The 15,510-nt window shown below is 39.7% G+C and carries 17 protein-coding genes and 1 pseudogene; 16 read left to right on the top strand and 2 right to left on the bottom strand.

What is annotated here, in order from left to right; translation table 11 throughout:
* The 4 genes from ACED28_RS21635 to ACED28_RS21620 form a co-directional block, all read left to right on the top strand.
* A partial coding sequence (locus ACED28_RS21635; protein WP_371710706.1) for a hypothetical protein occupies nt 1–405 on the top strand: 405 nt, incomplete at its 5' end.
* A 431-nt stretch (nt 406–836) separates the two neighbouring features.
* Nucleotides 837–1,256 (top strand): Hsp20 family protein, encoded by a 420-nt coding sequence (locus tag ACED28_RS21630; RefSeq protein WP_017091829.1) that lies wholly within the window; start codon nt 837–839, stop codon nt 1,254–1,256.
* A gap of 178 nt (nt 1,257–1,434) precedes the next feature.
* A complete protein-coding gene (dnaK, locus tag ACED28_RS21625; RefSeq protein WP_102258078.1) occupies nt 1,435–3,324 on the top strand; it encodes a molecular chaperone DnaK in 1,890 nt (629 codons plus the stop codon).
* A gap of 141 nt (nt 3,325–3,465) precedes the next feature.
* Nucleotides 3,466–4,341 (top strand): DnaJ C-terminal domain-containing protein, encoded by an 876-nt coding sequence (locus tag ACED28_RS21620; protein WP_017096991.1) that lies wholly within the window; start codon nt 3,466–3,468, stop codon nt 4,339–4,341.
* 108 nt (nt 4,342–4,449) lie between these two features.
* Here the strand turns inward: ACED28_RS21620 and ACED28_RS21615 are convergent.
* A pseudogene (locus ACED28_RS21615) lies at nt 4,450–5,208 on the bottom strand (transposase); the annotation flags it as partial.
* Nucleotides 5,209–5,878: 670 nt separating this feature from the next.
* Here ACED28_RS21615 and ACED28_RS21610 point away from each other — a divergent pair.
* The 9 genes from ACED28_RS21610 (at nt 5,879) to ACED28_RS21570 (ending at nt 10,622) form a co-directional block, all read left to right on the top strand.
* Entirely contained in the window at nt 5,879–6,253 is a 375-nt protein-coding gene (locus tag ACED28_RS21610) for a hypothetical protein (protein WP_017098241.1), read from the top strand.
* A gap of 145 nt (nt 6,254–6,398) precedes the next feature.
* Nucleotides 6,399–7,070, top strand: a complete 672-nt coding sequence (locus tag ACED28_RS21605; RefSeq protein ID WP_102495680.1) for a site-specific integrase — start codon at nt 6,399–6,401, stop codon at nt 7,068–7,070.
* Nucleotides 7,071–7,149: 79 nt separating this feature from the next.
* The gene (locus ACED28_RS21600) at nt 7,150–7,404 is read left to right on the top strand and encodes an AbrB/MazE/SpoVT family DNA-binding domain-containing protein (protein WP_017098243.1); all 255 of its coding nucleotides are present in this window, start codon (nt 7,150–7,152) and stop codon (nt 7,402–7,404) included.
* Nucleotides 7,404–7,757: a type II toxin-antitoxin system PemK/MazF family toxin gene (locus ACED28_RS21595; protein WP_017098244.1), complete on the top strand. Its 354-nt coding sequence runs from the start codon at nt 7,404–7,406 to the stop codon at nt 7,755–7,757. The genes ACED28_RS21600 and ACED28_RS21595 overlap by 1 nt, the downstream gene beginning before the upstream one ends.
* Nucleotides 7,758–7,941: 184 nt before the next feature.
* Nucleotides 7,942–8,685: a hypothetical protein gene (locus tag ACED28_RS21590; RefSeq protein WP_017086663.1), complete on the top strand. Its 744-nt coding sequence runs from the start codon at nt 7,942–7,944 to the stop codon at nt 8,683–8,685.
* A 50-nt stretch (nt 8,686–8,735) separates the two neighbouring features.
* Nucleotides 8,736–8,921 (top strand): hypothetical protein, encoded by a 186-nt coding sequence (locus ACED28_RS21585; protein WP_371710705.1) that lies wholly within the window; start codon nt 8,736–8,738, stop codon nt 8,919–8,921.
* A gap of 9 nt (nt 8,922–8,930) precedes the next feature.
* Nucleotides 8,931–9,167 (top strand): hypothetical protein, encoded by a 237-nt coding sequence (locus tag ACED28_RS21580; RefSeq protein WP_017086661.1) that lies wholly within the window; start codon nt 8,931–8,933, stop codon nt 9,165–9,167.
* Nucleotides 9,168–9,613: 446 nt separating this feature from the next.
* Entirely contained in the window at nt 9,614–10,168 is a 555-nt protein-coding gene (locus tag ACED28_RS21575; RefSeq protein ID WP_048666176.1) for a recombinase family protein, read from the top strand.
* A gap of 184 nt (nt 10,169–10,352) precedes the next feature.
* On the top strand, nt 10,353–10,622 hold the full coding sequence (locus tag ACED28_RS21570) for a hypothetical protein (RefSeq protein WP_048666177.1): 270 nt from the start codon (nt 10,353–10,355) through the stop codon (nt 10,620–10,622).
* Between the two features lie 275 nt (nt 10,623–10,897).
* On the opposite strand, the gene ACED28_RS21565 is transcribed toward ACED28_RS21570, so the two are convergent.
* Nucleotides 10,898–13,654, bottom strand: coding sequence for an ankyrin repeat domain-containing protein (locus tag ACED28_RS21565; RefSeq protein WP_371710704.1), 2,757 nt, complete (start codon nt 13,652–13,654; stop codon nt 10,898–10,900).
* A 59-nt stretch (nt 13,655–13,713) separates the two neighbouring features.
* Here ACED28_RS21565 and ACED28_RS21560 point away from each other — a divergent pair, with 59 nt between their 5' ends.
* The 3 genes from ACED28_RS21560 to ACED28_RS21550 all read left to right on the top strand — a co-directional run bounded on the left by ACED28_RS21560 (nt 13,714) and on the right by ACED28_RS21550 (nt 15,334).
* Complete coding sequence (locus ACED28_RS21560; RefSeq protein ID WP_171312169.1) at nt 13,714–14,631, top strand: viperin family antiviral radical SAM protein; 918 nt, start codon at nt 13,714–13,716, stop codon at nt 14,629–14,631.
* 86 nt (nt 14,632–14,717) lie between these two features.
* Nucleotides 14,718–14,897: a hypothetical protein gene (locus ACED28_RS21555; RefSeq protein WP_258519506.1), complete on the top strand. Its 180-nt coding sequence runs from the start codon at nt 14,718–14,720 to the stop codon at nt 14,895–14,897.
* The gene (locus ACED28_RS21550; protein ID WP_371710703.1) at nt 14,891–15,334 is read left to right on the top strand and encodes a thymidylate kinase; all 444 of its coding nucleotides are present in this window, start codon (nt 14,891–14,893) and stop codon (nt 15,332–15,334) included. Before ACED28_RS21555 ends, ACED28_RS21550 begins: the two co-directional genes overlap by 7 nt.
* Nucleotides 15,335–15,510: the final 176 nt, after the last annotated feature.

Genomic DNA, 15,510 nt, shown 5'->3' with positions numbered 1-15,510 from the left:
TTGGCGGTATTGAAGTTGCGCTCTCAAGTCAAAAAGTGTCGTGATGAGGCGAAAAAAAAGTCTGATTGGGTTTCCAAAATCCAGCGTTTGAAAATGTTCAGTCGTCGTCAATCGCCCGATCAGCAGGCTGATATCGCAGCGTTAAAAGACCAAGGGTTCGTTGAAGCTATCAAGCAGCAGTTTCCGCTATTGGGGTCGCGTCGTTTTGCTTTCCATGAAATCCGTGACTTTTTCATCGAATTAAATGGCGCTGGCTTTGGTGAATGGTTTCTTCACGAGCGAGCGGATCACATCATTCTGTACACCAACTACGGGTCAGTATTTCCAGCATTGCGATTTGTGACAAAGGGGGAGGGGACGTTTAAGTGCTCAGGGTTTTGTTTTGATGTGCGTTTTGGCGCTTAGGGTGTCACATTAAAATACATTATATGCTGACAGATCCAGGCCCGCGATTTGGGTTGTGTGTAGGAATGAGCCAGCGAAGAACCTGTTAGATCGAATCTGACAGAATCGAGCTAGCGCTTTTGCTAAATTAACAATTTATAAATGACCAAAAAAACCTAATGTTAGTATTGACAGGTTTCTCTTGGGATAATATTTTAAAAAAACGAACTGACAGATGAAGTTCTTAAGTTGCCCACTTCGCCTTCTTAGGGAAGCAAGGGCAATTGTAATCAAGGAACGTTGACGTTGTAGTATGCGACATTAGCGAGTTCCTTAAACCTGTTAACACCTGGAACATATGTCTTACGGCGCCTACGTGGTGCAATAGAGTCTGTCTCCGGTCTTGGTGTACTAAACACTAAGAACTATTGCTTATTTATGAGGATAGTATTATGCGTAATGTAGATTTTTCTCCGCTATACCGTCATGCCATTGGTTTTGAACGTCTATTTAACCTAGCGGAGAGTAGCACGAATAAGCCATCTTGTAATGGCTACCCTCCATACAACATCGAGCAGAAAGACGAAAACAACTATCGTATTACGATGGCTGTAGCTGGTTTTTCTGAAGATGCACTAACTCTTACCCAGAACGAAAATATGTTAATCGTTTCCGGTGAAGTTCAGCCTGTAGAAACTAAACCTAATTACCTTTATCAAGGGATCGCAGAGCGTAACTTTGAACGTAAATTCCAGATGGCTGACTACGTAACCGTTAAAGCAGCGAGTATGGGAAATGGTTTGCTGCACGTAGACCTCGTCCGTGAAGTCCCAGAAGCAATGCAACCCCGTCAGATCTCAATCCACAAATAATGACTGGGGAAACAGGATCGGATAAGGTGATTTTAGTATTCGATTTTACTAACCTTGTCTAAAAATATTGCTGTTTATCACCACTAGAGTGCAAGACTTAAACGCTTGTACTCATATAGAAGAATAGAATTACATATTTTGCATTAGAAAAAATAATTTTAATAAGAGAGGTCTTATTATGAGTAAAATTATCGGTATTGACTTAGGGACAACAAATTCATGTGTTGCCGTACTTGACGGCGACAAACCTCGCGTACTAGAAAATACTGAAGGCGAACGCACAACAGCCTCGGTAATCGCATACACTGAAGGCGAGACGCTAGTTGGTCAACCTGCGAAGCGTCAAGCGGTTACTAACCCTCAAAACACCCTATTCGCTATCAAGCGTCTAATCGGTCGTCGTTTTGAAGATGAAGAAGTTCAACGCGATATCGAAATCATGCCTTTCAACATTGTTAAGGCTGACAACGGTGATGCCTGGGTTGAAGCGCAAGGCCAAAAAATGGCTGCTCCTCAAGTATCTGCTGAAGTTCTTAAGAAAATGAAGAAAACAGCTGAAGACTTCCTAGGCGAAGAAGTAACTGGCGCAGTTGTTACTGTTCCTGCTTACTTCAACGATGCTCAGCGTCAAGCAACGAAAGATGCTGGTCGTATCGCAGGCCTAGATGTTAAACGGATCATCAACGAACCAACTGCTGCTGCTCTAGCTTACGGTCTAGACAAGCAAGGTGGTGATCGCACTATCGCTGTATACGACCTTGGTGGTGGTACATTCGATATCTCTATCATCGAAATTGATGAAGTAGAAGGTGAGAAAACTTTCGAAGTTCTTTCAACTAACGGTGATACTCACCTTGGTGGTGAAGATTTCGATAACCGCATGATTAACTACCTAGTAGATGAGTTCAAAAAAGAGCAAGGTATCGACCTTAAAACTGATCCACTAGCAATGCAGCGTGTTAAAGAAGCAGCAGAAAAGGCGAAAATCGAGCTTTCTTCTACTACTCAAACTGACGTAAACCTACCTTACGTTACGGCTGATGCGAATGGCCCTAAGCACATGAACATCAAAGTGACTCGAGCGAAGCTTGAGTCTCTAGTTGAAGACCTAGTTCAACGTTCTCTTGAGCCACTAAAAGTAGCTCTTGCAGATGCTGCCCTATCTGTAGGCGAAATCACTGACGTTATCTTAGTGGGTGGTCAAACTCGTATGCCTATGGTTCAAGCTAAAGTAACTGAATTCTTCGGTAAAGAGCCACGTAAAGATGTGAACCCTGACGAAGCTGTTGCAATGGGTGCTGCTGTTCAAGGTGCAGTGCTAGCTGGTGACGTTAAAGATGTTTTACTACTTGACGTTACTCCTCTCTCTTTCGGTATCGAAACGATGGGCGGGGTAATGGCTAAGCTTATCGAGAAAAACACAACTATCCCGACTAAAGCGGTGCAAGTGTTCTCTACAGCTGAAGACAACCAAAGCGCAGTAACTATCCACGTTCTTCAAGGTGAACGAAAGCAAGCGACTTACAACAAGTCTCTTGGTCAGTTCAACCTAGAAGGTATCCAACCAGCTCCACGTGGCATGCCACAAATCGAAGTAACATTCGACCTAGACGCGGATGGGATCCTGAACGTATCTGCTAAAGATAAAGCAACAGGTAAAGAGCAAAAGATCACGATACAAGCATCAGGTGGTTTGTCTGAGGAAGAGATCGAAGCAATGGTACAAGAGGCAGAAGCTAACAAAGAAACGGACAAGAAGTTCGAAGAGCTAGTCATTGCACGTAACCAAGCTGACCAAATGATTCACGGTACTAAGAAGCAAGTAGAAGAAGCGGGTGAAGCTCTACCTGCAGACGAGAAAGTTAAAATCGAAGCGGTTATCGAAGCTCTAGAATTAGCTAAGTCTGGTGACGAAAAAGAAGTGATCGACGCTAAAGTTCAAGAACTTATGCAAGCAGCTCAAAAGCTAATGGAAATTACTCAACAGAAAGCACAAGCACAGCAAGCTGATGAACAACCTAAGCAGGACGACGATGTTGTTGATGCTGAGTTTGAAGAAATGAAGTAACGCCACTGACGGATAATTGCTTTCGAGCTGTTAAACGTTGAGTTATGTATCATGGAGACGTGAACTTATTGGTATTCAGGGCGTAAGAGGTCACTCATACGCCCTTTTTTGTTTGAATGAGAAATTGAGTGAGTTTTTAGCATGTCAAAACGAGATTATTACAGCGTGCTAGGTGTATCTAAGGGAGCCTCGGAGAAAGAGATTAAAAAAGCCTACAAGAAGTTGGCGGTTAAGTATCACCCCGATAAAAATCCCGGAGATGCGACAGCAGAAGCGAATTTCAAAGAAGTAAAAGATGCTTATGAAATTTTAACAGACAAAGAAAAGCGCATTCAGTATGACCAATTTTGTCATACTGAATCTGAGAATCGTGGTTTTGGTGGTCACAGTGGGTTCGAAGACTTCTTTAGTGATGCCTTCCGCCAACGTGGCGGCGGCTTTGGTGGAGGGTTTGAGGATCTCTTCTCACAAACTCGTGGTGGACACGGGCGCCCACGCGGACAAAAAGGTCAAGATCACCAATATACGCTTACTGTAGACTTTATTGATGTGGTTCAAGGGGCTGAAAAAACGGTCGAATTGCTAATCAATGGTAAACAGAAAAAAATCAAAGTTAAGATCCCTTCGGGTATTAAAGATGGTGAAAAGATACGTTACTCCGGTAAAGGTGGTTTAGGCGTTAATGGTGGTCCTTCGGGGGATTTATTATTCATTATTGCAACCAGACCACATGGGTTTCTAGACCGCGATGGTAATGACATTATTTGTCACACCAAAGTTGATATGGTTACTGCGGCTTTAGGGGGGGAAGTTACGGTGAATGTGTTAGACAGTCGCTTTAAACTCAAAATTCCAGCGGGTACTCAAACAGGGCGTAAATTCAAGATGACGGGGAAAGGCGTGACAAGTCGTAAAGGTGAAGCGGGCGATCTATTGGTGGAGGTTCAAGTTGAAATACCCAAAAATCTAACCGATGCACAACGTGAGTTGTTAGAACAATTTGGAGCAACGCTTTAGTCATTTAAAGTAAAATGAACAAAACCAGCTCTAGAGCCAAAGCCGTATAATGTGGGGTTGTATCGCAAAATTATGATGAAGTATAAGTGTACTGGTTTTTAGATGTAATTAGGCTGCTAGTGCGTAAAATTGCTCCCAAGCAGATAAGCCTTCAGGATTATCGAGCTGTCCGTTTTTAATTATCGACCACAGTTCCACGCCTGCCAGGGTGGAACTGGCTCTCTCATACAAATTCCCCCCTAAACACTGATGTATTTTACCTTTCACTTTCCGGTGACTTTGCTCAACTATATTGTTCAGATATTTAACTTGAAATACTTCAATCAAGTTGAGTCTCTTCTCCGTCAGCCAGAGTTGAACATTGATGTTATGCAGCGCTAACGCGTTGGTACCACTCTTATCGATAACCACTTTTTCTGATAAACCATTATAGCCGATTGCCTTGGTAAAGAAGGCGCGAGCCGCTTTCTCATCATGGCGATCGCAGAGTAGAAAATCAATGACATGGCCGTTCGCTTCTCCCACGACACCAGGAAATGGACTGTTTGTTTGAGGATGTATGGCAGCCACTAGGGGGGCCAAGTTATTCACTCTTGTCCCGCGCAAGTTTATTGCTTGGCTGTAACCTGCTTGGTAAACCATTTTGTGCAATGGCCTTATTCAGAAAGGCTTTGGCAGCTGCCTCATCACGGTTCGGGCTAAGGTAGTAATCGATCACGTTTCCAAATTTATCGACGGATCGATAGTGGCGTGATCTACAACAACTCTACGCTCAAGCTGTATCTCTTCAATTTCACGATAACTGAGTTTATAGGCGAGATAATAACGTACGGTTTCAAGAACAACTTCAGAAGGAAAGTGACAGCCTTACACATTAAGAATCAGTTTCATGAGTAGAAATCAAGCAAACCTTAACTTAAATCCTCAAAGTTTGCGACAGAACCTAAATTAGTCACCGTACGGTGCTTCTTTCTTGGATTGTATTATCGATCATATGTTAAATTGACAAAATTAGGCTGGCTTTTGCGCGGTAGGGGACGACTCTAGCTACAACCGCTCGAAAGTCAGCCATTTCTCTTTCCATACCCTAGAGTTTTCTCCTGAAAGTTAATTACAGAATTTAGTTAAATGTTAACGGGTTGTGATGTGTTTTGGTTTCGCTTGATTTTTTGATCCTAAGCCTCAAAATGATCAGTTTTCTCTAAATTAGTAATACTGACGTCGCTTCGCTCTGTCGGCTTCATACTGACTCTACATGCAAGTATATAGCAGCCAGCATGAACCATATATAAACAAGAACATATTGAAATTATTGATTAATTCAACATTAATCAATTGGTGAGGATGTTTATTGTGTCGTGATGTGATTCTTATTGTACTGGTTAGATATCCAGTAAAAAAGGGCTATTTATGAAAAAAATGTTACTTGCGGTGGGAATATCATCAGCGCTATTGGGCTGTACGAACACTGCAACGCCCCCCCCCTATTACCAATCATATTGAGATTGGGACAAAGGCAGGGGCACACAGTGTTATTGTGTTAAATTTTAACAATGCTGAAGCGATGCCTGAGTATCAAACCTACGATGTGTATTTATATTTATCTCAGTTGCCGGAAAGTAAGGGGTTTGAGATTTGCAATTTTGAATATGACAATTGTGGTAGTCAGTACTCCGCCTGGCAACATGTATTACGTCCCGAGCAAAATGGCATTTGGCTTAGTTATGATTTCAAGTTTCCTTTGAGCTTAACGCAAAAATACGATGTGAATTTAGCTAATATTCAAACGATAGCTAATCAGGCGTTTTTAGAATGGGATAAGGCAGAAAGTCTTTATACCAAAGAAGTTTCTATGTCAGGTAAAACAGTTCAAATCGAGTCTTTAACAGCAACAGCCCATCAATTACCTTAACCACTCCAGTATGTAGTATCGTGATCAGTTGATTTCGATACTACGGAACGCTTTCCCCCAAAGCCAGTAATTCCGTGTGATACCATGAACAACACGCTCTAATCTGCTTGTGTGTGTATTTCTGACTCTAAGAGGAAAATACACAATGACTAAAGCTAGAGCCAAAGCAAAAAGCCTTACCCCGTCACAAATCCGCAAGTTACTTGTTCGATGCCAACTAATGCAAAACCCTGAGCTAAAGCGTGTGGTTTTGGCCTTGTCTTTTTCGACTTTGCGAGTCTCTGAACTCGCCCAACTCACAGTTGATGATGTACTGATGCCTACTGGCAAAATTAAAGAAGAGATCTACCTTAGAGCTTCACTGTGTAAACGAAGAAAGCCCCGTTCTATCTGGTTAAGTAAATTAGCCAAACAAATGATCCAAGAGTGGGTTGATTACCGAAAGTCACACAATTGGGCGACCACTTTTAACAACACTTATCAGGGACTAAACCCGCTAAGTAAACTTGTGTTGAACAATCGTGCACGTAGCTACTCGATGAAGCGTAAAACTAGAATAAATCAGGCAGGTGAACAGGTTGATTATCAGGCTTGTGATGTACTGGAGTTGATGATCAGGAATATCTATCAGCGGAGCGGATTAAAAGGCTGTAGTAGCCACACAGGGCGTAGAAGTTACGGTTCGAACATGAATGCTCAAGGGATTGAGTTAAACGCAATACAAAGAGCATTAGGCCATGCTGAACCGTCAATGAGTTTGGAGTACATCGACATTTCAACGAACCAATTATCTAAAGCGGCTGAACTAGCATTGTAGTTATAACAATGTTGACACCAAGGTTAAAATATATACAATCACTATTGTTATAACAATGTACACACATAGAGGTTGAGATATGCGCACTCAAGTACGAAAAATTGGCAATAGTCTTGGCAACATAATTCCTGCTACGTTCATTCGTCAGCTTGGTTTGGTTGAAGGGGCTGATATTGAGGTTAAAGCCGATGGTAAAAAAATCACTATCGAACCAATCAAACGCCCGAAGAAACGCTTTCCGTTCAGCGAAAAAGAACTTCTGAACGGCTTAGATGCTCATACGGCACATGCTGACGAATTAGCGGTTGTTTCTGGTAAGGAGTTAGGCGAGTAATGGCTCAGTACATCCCTAAACGTAATGACATTATCTGGTTAGATTTTGAACCCGTGAAAGGCAAGGAGATCGGCAAATACCGTCCTGCTCTTGTCCTTTCAAGTAAAGAATATAATCAGCAAACGGGGTTACTTATCTGTTGTCCGATTAGTACCAGTATTCGAGGTCAAGCTACCGAGGTTCCGGTAATGAATTTGGATAAACCTAGTGTCGTGGCATCAAGTTTGATTCAAACACTCTCTTGGAAAGACCGTAACGCGAAGAAGATAACCACCGCTGAAAACGGTGTGATGGAAGATGTTTTACTAAGACTTATCCCGTTGATTGGGGCTGAGTCTCTGTTTGAAGAATAAACGAGGGAATATAGTGTGCTTTTATTAGCTACAAACAAGTGAGCCACCCTCGAAAGGGTGGCTCTTAAACTCGCTACCTGTTGTCAATACTGTTTCCAGCGGAAGAGGACAGGGCTATCACAACAAGAGGATTAACCTCAGTTGTTTCTAATAATACACAACCTTGATACAGAGGGCAAATAATTTGGATTTGGAAGAGATCAAGCAAGGACTTTCTACAGAAAAACTAGAGACCTATCGTCAGGTGCTCGACTGTAAATCTGATAGTGAGTTGATAGCCGTTTATATGGCGATGCAAAGTATAATGTCTCAGTTTTTCTCAGTAGTTCAGCTACTTGAAGTGACGTTGAGAAATTCAATCCATAAATCAGCAACAGAATGCTTTGAAGATGATGAATGGTATAAGCGAATTCCTCTAAGTCAAGAGTCTCGAAAACAAGTCGATTTTGCAGAACAGCAGTGTTTAAAGGATGTAGGCGTTCGATATACCAGTAACGATCTTGTTTCTCGATTACCGTTTGGATTTTGGGTTCACATGTTACACCGAGACTACAACAACCCTCGCAACAGAGATCATAACCTATGGCAAACACAGTTGGATAAGTGTTTCCCGAACGCTAGAGAGAAGAGAGTTAAACTCAATACATTATTTCAGAAAATGGGAGCATTAAATAAGTTCAGGAATCGTTTATTCCATCATGAGCCAGCATGGAAAGGTAGATCCACTCGAAACCGAGTTGATGCTATTGAGTTTCTTCTAAAAATGTTCAATGAGCACACGGACGCTATTTACTTACTATCCACTTCTAAACGAGAGCTTATTACAGTGTTAGGGTTTGAAGAAAAATTCAATCAAGAGTGTAATATCAAAAACTTAGAACGTTTTGAGTCGTTGTTAGCTCCTGAGAGTCGAAATACTGGCGATTAGTGAGCTAGACATATTTGACAGGTAATTAAATTGGAATGTACTAGACACATATGACAGGTGGAAATATTACAGAGTTTCAGCTTATAGCAAACGCTAAAGGTTGGAAGTTTGAAGAAATCGCAAAACGTTGGGGTAAGTCCGAACGCCAGTTATCACGGATAGCAAAGGCGGGTGAACAGCGTGACTTAGACGCTGTGAATGGCCTACCAAACAAAGACAACGAACAAAAGGGATAAAAAGACATCATGTTTTTTGAGTTCTTTGATTGGAAAATTAAAGCAGGAATAATTATTACCGTTGCTCTTATGTTGGGTAGCGTAATCAGCTTCATTGTTGCGTGGACAGCACCAGTGCCAACCGATGCATTATCAGCCGTAACCAAATATCTAAATTATCGTTGGTTTGCTTTCTTTGCTGTCAGCACATTGTCTATTGGTGCGGCAACAATGAAGTATCACGATAGAACATTAAGACGTTGCTAAGGGGAAGTCGTATGGCAAGAGCAAGAAAGGCTGAGTGTCCAGAGTGTGGCTGTACCAATATAGGTAAGGAACGGATGTTTGGTGTCCAAACTGGTGACTACGTATGTAGAGAGTGTGGACATACTAGTACACCACCTCAACATTGAAGAGGCGATTCATGAATGCGGATCTCTCCCGAACAAGCGTTTTACGCTCATCATCACCTCATGTATCCTGATTCAGTGTTGTGATCCATGCCAAGGTGCACCCAAATCTTTCTTTTGACTTAATCATTGTTGCAATGATTAAGGCTGTTCCCCCGCTTTGTTTTAACAACTGTTCATTAAGGTGTAACTTTATGGACATTGCTCACAATCATCTAATAACTGTTCAGTTAGTCTTTATAATTTAAAGTGAACATGTACACTTGAGTATCAATATCTTTAAGTTCACTTTTAGGCCATTTTATGAAAATTGGTTATGCTCGTGTTAGCACCCAAGACCAAACGCTCGATGTTCAACTTGAACAGCTTAAACGTATTGGTTGTGACAAAATTTACCAAGAGCAAGCGAGCGGTAAATCCTCTGATAGAGAGCAGCTTAACCTGTTGCTGGATTTTGCAAGGGAGGGAGATGTTATTCATGTTACCAAAGTCGACCGCATTGCTCGAAATACCATTGATGCTTTGCAAATTGCCGATCAGCTAGCGCAAAAGAAAGCGGGTTTGGTGTTTCATGATTTGGGGGATTTAGATATCAATAGCGATGTAGGTAGAGTCATTTATACGACCATATCGGCGTTTGCTGAAATGGAAAGAAAACGAATATTACAGCGTTGTAATGAAGGCAGAGAGCGTGCTCGCTCTGAGGGGAGGCATCTTGGCCGATTTCCTAATAAGACGCTTCATACACGTATTCAAGAGCTTGCAGGCCAAGGAATGAACAAGCATGCGATCAGTAAAGAGTTAGAGTGCAGTAGGACTACGGTCTATAAGGTTCTAGGAAAAAATATCTCTCTTTAGAATCGCGAACAAAGCTGTTCTTTAAATGAGTAAAGAGCTGACTGACGTTGCTTCGCTCTGTCGGCTTCATACTGACTCTACATGCAAGCATATAGCAGCCAGCACGAACCTATCCCTTGATGAAATAAATAAATTTTCAGAATTTTAATTTAATTATTGTTGCAATGATTAAGAGGCAGAGAGAATGAAAAGAGCAAGAATGAGCCAGGTTCAAAAAGAGGTCTTAAGATGTTTGGCCAAGGCGTTCATCAAAGGAGTAAAAGAAGGTAAGTCAACCGTCATCAACCTGGCCGTCAATCAAGTGCTTGGGAGAGATATTCACCCGAACAACTTCCGAGTTTCATGTAAAGCTCTTGAAGAGTGTGGACTGGTTATGCGCAAAAAAGTGGATCTAGATTGGTACATCAATATAACGCCAGATGGGTTTGATAAGGCACTCACCTGGCTTGATTAAACGATGCTTATGAAACTCATTTTTGGACATTTTTAATTAACGTCGACGGACTAACTTTCACCCTATTAATAACTTTTAGTATCCAAAAGCATAATCAGGCACTACTTATCTCTGTTCCTGAGATTCAAAGAAATGGACAAAAACTTCCATCTTCAACCAGTTGTGTTAGATTCATATTATGCACTTTTTCAGCATAACAGGCAGATTATCCTTAGAAATACTTGTCCCCTGAAATAAATTTCAACTCAAATCGAAACTTATAACTAAATCTACCATTAAAAAACCTCTAAGATTTCCTTATAAGTCTCGTGTCTGACAATACTACGGCCTTCAGACAAGAGAAAGTTTTTCAGAACGTCGTAAGCTAGCGGATTATTGGCAATTTCTCTGGCCAATTGCTCAGGTATTATTCCTTTTGAATCTTCAATCTTTAGTAGCTCAGGTCTCTTTTCAATTAATAGTTCAATTATAGGCAGATCGCCCATGCGAGTTGCCGTATGTAACGCTGTTGCACCTTCTTCGTTAATTAACGTTGCATCACAGCCATGCTCTAGTAGAAGTGACGCAGATTTACAACATCGGCTAGCCGCAGCGGCATGAAGCGCTGTTCTACCCGTGAAATCTTGAAGATTCAGATCTGCGTTAGACTTCAACAATGCTTTTACCGTTTGATAATCTTTGTTGTTTGCAGCAAACATCAAAGGCGTCTGATATTTAAAGTCTGTAATATTCACAATTTCTGGCCATAGCTCGATGACCTTACGGATACCTTGAATCATCCCATTACAGACATCACTAATTTCATTAGCAATGTCTGTTGGAACCATCTGCTTGTTATAATTTAACTTCCGAAGCAACTCGTAGCTCATCTTCATCATTAGCAAAATGATGCTATCTGCTTGTGGATATTTCAGTTGTTTCTTTTTTAAAGCTTCGTGTTTTTTAAGTACTAGCTCAATGGAACGTCCATTTTTTATACACTCTGCGAAATCACGACTAAACTTTTCAATATCGCTAGAACAAGAAGCAAAAAGCAGTTGATAGTTAGGATAGCATTGATACAACTTTTCCCAAAAATACTCATGTAATTCACGCGAAACGTCATAAATATTAGGTTCTCCTTTCAGTCCGCCCCAGTAGTACATGTCTCTAAAGTACTTTTCGTGATTATTAGGAATGAGTTTTTGGTTTGCTATAGCCAATGTGAATGCATCTCTAGCTAACAATCCTCTAAACTTTCCAAAGCTGTATTTCTTACATTCATCGATAGCCAAATTAAGATTTTTTTCTGCTTCTTTAAGCTTGTTCTGCGCAATATAATGAAGAGCTTCATAACGTAGTATATTTGCTTTTGAAAATTCAAAATCATCACAGTTTTTAGCCTCATCTAGCAAAGCAGATACCTTTTCTTCGGTTTTTAAACCAAACTTATTAAGGAGTAGATGAGTTTCTAGTTCAAATAATATTCGCTTCATCGACTCAGTAGGTGTGGCTTCTAGAAATTTTAACCTTTCAACAATCATGTCACCTATATTAGGATTTGAATATTGATTCTCCTGAATAATTCTAGCCTCATATACTAGATCAAAATCATCAATATTCTGTAATTGTTTAAATGGAGATTTGTTTTGTTTTAGCTTATCTATTAAAACATCTCTACGCATAAGGTAATTATTTGAATAATCACCTTCTTCTTTTATAAGTTTACACATTTTTTTAAATTCACCTTGAGACGTAGGAAAGACATTATCTAATATATCCTCTTCTCCAGAGCGGCTAAAAATACAATTAATTCTATCTAAAGTACTCCATGGGATATCGTGCTCATTGTCTGAGGTGAAAATTCGCAATAAATCGTACCTAAAAAAGGAAGGAAGTTGTTCTTCAAAATACTTATTTTCCGCATGGTCTCCTAAACTTCCCTTTTGAATATGAGCCAAAAAAGTCAGGTTATATACATAGTTGTAAAGTTCAACTAACTGAAGTGTTTTATTTTCATTTAAGTCAAAAGATAGTTTGTCGACTCCAGGTGTTAAATACTTAACTAATTGCTCATATCCCTCTTGAATAGCTCTGGCTATCAGCAACCTCATACGTATCACTTTAGAGCTTGGTGCCTGATATCGTACTTTTAGTTTCTGTACAAAATCTTGCTGCTCCGCTGCTGGGCATTCACTCCTTAATATTCGCTTTAAGTCTTCACAAGAAATATCTATTTCATGCTGTAAGTCATCATAAGACAAACCTTTTTTTTCAATAAAATCTAGAGCCTGTTTAAATTGCGAAGACTTTTCATCAGGCTCAAAACAGCCACCAAACTGTATATCCACTTCGTCCGAAAACGTTTTCTCGATACTTGATATCTCAGGAGTACTCTTGGATTTTTGCCAATTGTAAAGATTCCTTAATACTTTTTCGTATTTATCCACACTATCTAGATCGTTGTTTAAATTATTAGCAATAGATGTTTTGGTGTTTTGGATTAAGTCGATAAGCCAATTCAATACCTGCGGTACAGGGAGAAGAAGTTGCGTAGGTTCAATCGGAGAATCTACGGCTGGAAGATACCAAAACCGCCCGCCAGGCATACCTTCATCCATTTTTGATTCAATTTGCCAAAATACCGTATGTCTCGCTAGAGCTGGTATGATAACCCTGGCTAAATAATGCCAAACGATTTTTCTTTGTGACGCCTTTGAAGAATAAACATTAAGCTCGATGTTCTTGTGCATCAAGTAATCGTCTGTAACATTGGAGATCAGATCTTTTTTCGCTCTTTCATCAAGCCCTAAAGCATCCGCTATATCACCCAAAATACTTTCCCAAGTATTAGATAAATTATCCATCGTCATCTCGACATATTTAAACTTGCTTTTCGATTTTGAAGTCATCTGACCATTAGCGCCAAGCGCTTTAGCAATCTGCAGAAGTACCGATTCGAAGGTTGGAAAAGTAGCCACTGAATGTCCTTTTATTGTTTCGTTTTCCGCTAGAAAAAGAAAATTGAGGGGGGGGGGGATTTTGCTTTTCATTTTTCTACAGAGCCGATTTTATCATACTGAAGCCATCTGAATACCTGAGAATAAAAAGCATGACAACAGCACAATCTAGAAAAACAAAAGAACTGGTAATCAATTGGCACATGACAGAAGTCTGCAATTACAGTTGTAAATACTGTTTTGCAAAATGGGGACGCCCCAAAGAACTCCATCGTTCAGAACAGGCAATCGCTAACTTATTGGATAAGCTAGCAGACTACTTCATCAAAGGCACTCCAGTCTTAAAAGAAAAGCTGGGGTACGAAAGTGTTCGTCTTAACTTTGCAGGAGGGGAACCAATGATGTTAGGAAATACGTTCGTTACCGCTTTGGTTCTTGCAAAACAAAAAGGATTTAAAACCTCAACCATAACTAATGGACATTACCTAATTCATGGAAAATCACCGTTGCCGAAAGATACTTTAGACATGATTGGAATCAGCTTTGACAGTCAGTATTTAAGTACACGTATGAAAATAGGAAGAAACGATCGAAAAGGAAACTCTTTTGGTGTTAATGAGTTAACACATGCTCTAGCAAGCCTCACACAGTCACAAACAGGAATCAAAACAAAGATTAATACTGTAATTAACAGTCTTAATTGGGAAGAGGATTTCTCTAATTTAATTTCTAGTCTAAATCCATACAAATGGAAAGTATTACAGGTCATGCCTTATGGTGATAATGAACTACTAATTTCCAAAGAGCAGTTCGATAATTTTGTTCATAGACATAGTGGATTAGGGTTACCTATGTATTCTGAGTCTAATTCTACTATGACAGAATCATACTTAATGATTAGTCCAGAGGGTTGCTTTTACCAAAATACTGCCAATAAATCTGGGTATAAATACAGCGAATGCATTAATTCATGCGGTGTGGAAAAAGCTCTTTCTCAAATAGAGTTTAATCCAATTACGTTTTCTTCAAGATATAAAGAAACCAATATAGATATTGTGGAAATATCATAAAATCCATTAACAAAAATAAAATAAATAAAAATAGATTCCTTATTATAGGTTCTATAAATAATAACAAAATATTAGATGAGGAAAAAATGAATAAATTTATCGTTTTTGAAGGGTTAGATGCATGTGGAAAAACAACATTAAGCTCTCTATATGCGAAAGAAATGAATACAATCGTTCATAATGCGGTAGTCCCTGAAGCTCATGATCTAAGAAAGGTCATTGATTCCTATGAGTCAAAAGAGAGTGCATTTCTATTTTTTTGTTAAATAACTTATTGAAGAGTAACGAGGTTTCGAAAGCATTAAACGATGAAGATGTCATATTAGACAGATATGTATTTTCAACTTTGGCTTACCAAACAATTATGCTTGGGGAAGATATTGTCAAAAAAATTTTTGACACACTTAAAATTAATAATAAAATACTTCTTCCAGAAGTGATAATTTTTGTTAAAGCTGATATTGAAACAATAAACAAAAGAATAGAGACCAGAGGTGGTACAGTTCAGTGGTACGGCGATGCAGTTACGCAAAATAATAGTGTTGAACCAGCATATCACAAAGTTTTTAAGTGGTTTGATATTCCAATTTTAGAGGTCGACACATCAGAAAAATATGGCCGTTCGGTAGAAGAGAATTACATATTAATGAAAGATCAGGTCGAGCACGTTCTTTCAGGAGGGAGTAATTTGTACAGTTTCTAGTTCAATATCTCTCGGTGATATTGCATGAATATGCAGACGCAAATTACTTGTAAAGAAAGCCGTTTCTGCTTATGTTTGAAAGAAAGTGAGGACAACTGCTTTGTGATCCGACATAAGCAAAGGGGCTCTTCTCCGCTTAGATGAGTCTATAAATTAACAATAAAATCAATAAAGCA

It is taken from the genome of Vibrio sp. 1F253 (assembly GCF_041439295.1).
GTDB lineage: Bacteria > Pseudomonadota > Gammaproteobacteria > Enterobacterales > Vibrionaceae > Vibrio > Vibrio tasmaniensis_A.
The sequence above is the reverse complement of the archived record's forward strand: the minus strand, read 5'-3'. Positions and strand labels throughout refer to the sequence as shown.

Bases quoted from the DNA above. Each gene is read 5' to 3' on its own strand.
- ACED28_RS21630 (WP_017091829.1), top strand. From the start codon at position 837: ATGCGTAATGTAGATTTTTCTCCGCTATACCGTCATGCCATTGGTTTT.
- dnaK (WP_102258078.1), top strand. From the start codon at position 1,435: ATGAGTAAAATTATCGGTATTGACTTAGGGACAACAAATTCATGTGTT.
- ACED28_RS21620 (WP_017096991.1), top strand. From the start codon at position 3,466: ATGTCAAAACGAGATTATTACAGCGTGCTAGGTGTATCTAAGGGAGCC.
- ACED28_RS21605 (WP_102495680.1), top strand. From the start codon at position 6,399: ATGACTAAAGCTAGAGCCAAAGCAAAAAGCCTTACCCCGTCACAAATC.
- ACED28_RS21600 (WP_017098243.1), top strand. From the start codon at position 7,150: ATGCGCACTCAAGTACGAAAAATTGGCAATAGTCTTGGCAACATAATT.
- ACED28_RS21595 (WP_017098244.1), top strand. From the start codon at position 7,404: ATGGCTCAGTACATCCCTAAACGTAATGACATTATCTGGTTAGATTTT.
- ACED28_RS21585 (WP_371710705.1), top strand. From the start codon at position 8,736: ATGACAGGTGGAAATATTACAGAGTTTCAGCTTATAGCAAACGCTAAA.
- ACED28_RS21580 (WP_017086661.1), top strand. From the start codon at position 8,931: ATGTTTTTTGAGTTCTTTGATTGGAAAATTAAAGCAGGAATAATTATT.
- ACED28_RS21575 (WP_048666176.1), top strand. From the start codon at position 9,614: ATGAAAATTGGTTATGCTCGTGTTAGCACCCAAGACCAAACGCTCGAT.
- ACED28_RS21570 (WP_048666177.1), top strand. From the start codon at position 10,353: ATGAAAAGAGCAAGAATGAGCCAGGTTCAAAAAGAGGTCTTAAGATGT.
- ACED28_RS21565 (WP_371710704.1), bottom strand. From the start codon at position 13,654: ATGAAAAGCAAAATCCCCCCCCCCCTCAATTTTCTTTTTCTAGCGGAA.
- ACED28_RS21560 (WP_171312169.1), top strand. From the start codon at position 13,714: ATGACAACAGCACAATCTAGAAAAACAAAAGAACTGGTAATCAATTGG.
- ACED28_RS21555 (WP_258519506.1), top strand. From the start codon at position 14,718: ATGAATAAATTTATCGTTTTTGAAGGGTTAGATGCATGTGGAAAAACA.